A 1,273-nucleotide genomic window follows, 5' to 3' on the forward strand; every position below is an offset into this window, starting at 1 on the left:
CGCGAAGGCGGTGTGTCAGTTACCAGAATGTTGGCTGACACTCCGCCTTCGCGAGCAAGCCCGCTCCCACAAGGGGAATTGTGGTGTTTGGGAGCCTGTGGTCAAACCAGGCGCAACCGGGGGCCAGTCGCCGGCACTGCCTCATCACCCAAACGCTCGCGCACACATTCATTGGCCTTGCGCGTCAACTGGTCCAGATGCCGGTCGCGCTGTTTTTCCGCGTCGGTCATGGCCCGCTTGCCGTGTTTTTGCAGCAGATAGGTATGAATCTGCCGCACCTCCAGCGAGCTGTAGATCGACGCCACGTCCAGCAGCGCCATCAAGCCACCGGTACTGTGGTCGCGGGTATTCATCAACACCTGGGTCGCACGCACGCCCACCACCTGAAAACCCATCGCCTCGAAATACGGCACCTTGGCCACCGCGCAGGTCAGCTCGGCATGGGGATAGCGGCCGACCATTTCCCGCAGCATCCGTCGTGCCACACCCTGGCGCCGATACTCGGCCTGTACCGCCATGTACGCCACGCCACAGGCCTCGGGGTCGTCCTGCACCGGCAGGTACAGCAAAAAGCCGAGCACCTTTTGTGGATCGTCTTCGTCCGTGGCAACGATCAACTCCACGGCAATGCCTTTTTCACCGTTCAGCGCCTCCAGGTACAGGTGCACCTCATAGCCGATCGCGTATTGATAGAGGTTGTACAGCAGGTTGCTGGGCGGGATCGCGACCATACTGATGTCGGTCAGGTTGTCGACCACCATCTGCAGGATCTGGCTATTGATGTGCTCGGGGCACGGGGTCTTGAAGTGGCTGATCAGGGGCATTGCGGTGACAGGCTCCGGGAGGCATGGGCCGCCTATCATAACGCGCCTGACACTTGCGGTCCGAAGGGTGATGGTGGTGTGGCAGGTGATTGGGGAAATGGGTGGGTCAAGGCCCCCGAACCTGAGGATTGCCACCCACTTCGGCGCTACAGAAAACTCTTCAATGTTTTGATACAAAACAGCCTTCCACACCCTCCGAGACTCCCTCGTGATTGGCGCATCTTTTGCATCGAGCGCATTGCGTACGTCAGCCACATCGGCGCGCCCCGAGGGAAACAATATGAAAAGCCTGCCTGACCTCAAACCGCTCGGTTTCAGCAAAACGGGCATCGCCGCTGTGATGCTGATCAACATCAGCCTCGGCACTGTCTGCGCCGCACCACTGGATGATTTCGGCCCGCCACCACCGACGGACCCCTCGGCGTATACCAACCCGCCGGCCGCCCCCC

1 protein-coding gene is annotated in these 1,273 nt (G+C 60.6%); it reads right to left on the bottom strand.

What is annotated here, in order from left to right:
- Positions 1–101 precede the first annotated feature (101 nt).
- Positions 102–824, bottom strand: a complete 723-nt coding sequence (locus AC3WN7_RS28580; RefSeq protein WP_095968011.1) for a GNAT family N-acetyltransferase — start codon at positions 822–824, stop codon at positions 102–104.
- Positions 825–1,273: the final 449 nt, after the last annotated feature.

Source organism: Pseudomonas sp. FW305-70, assembly GCF_058783925.1.